This is a genomic window from Bradyrhizobium sp. sGM-13, assembly GCF_018398875.1.
Lineage (GTDB): Bacteria > Pseudomonadota > Alphaproteobacteria > Rhizobiales > Xanthobacteraceae > Bradyrhizobium.
The window spans coordinates 1-524 of record NZ_JAGWDK010000184.1; the positions used below are offsets into that span (position 1 = coordinate 1).

1 protein-coding gene is annotated in these 524 nt (G+C 67.7%); it reads left to right on the forward strand.

Translation table 11 applies throughout. From position 1 onward, the window contains the following. The coding region (locus KJQ96_RS38695; protein ID WP_249727414.1) for a condensation domain-containing protein at window positions 1-524 on the forward strand (524 nt) is incomplete at both ends.

Consider the following 524-nt stretch of genomic DNA (forward strand, 5'->3'; position numbering starts at 1 on the left):
GTCTCGGACGGCTGGTCGCTGGGCGTGCTGGTGCGTGAACTCAGTCAGCTGTACCGGGCGTTCCTGGCGGGACAAGACGATCCGCTGCCGCCGCTTGCGATCCAGTATCCGGACTATGCTGCCTGGCAACGGCAGTGGCTGGCTGGCGAGCGATTGCAGAAGCAGGCGGAGTATTGGCGCAACACCCTGGCTGGCGCGCCGGCCCGTCTGGCCTTGCCGACGGACCGGCCGCGGCCGGCCCGGCAGTCGTTTGCCGGGGCCACTGTGCCTGTTGTCATCGATGCGGATCTGACGCGGGAGTTGAAGCGGCTGAGCCAGCAGCATGGCACGACGTTGTTCATGACGGTGCTGGCGGCGTGGGGCGCGGTGCTGTCGCGTCTGTCAGGGCAGGACGACCTTGTGATCGGGGTGCCGAGCGCCAATCGGGGCCGCCGCGAGATCGAAGAGTTGATCGGCTTCTTCGTCAACAGCCTGGCGCTTCGCCTCGACCTGTCGGGCGCGCCGAGCGTGGCAGAGCTGTTGGA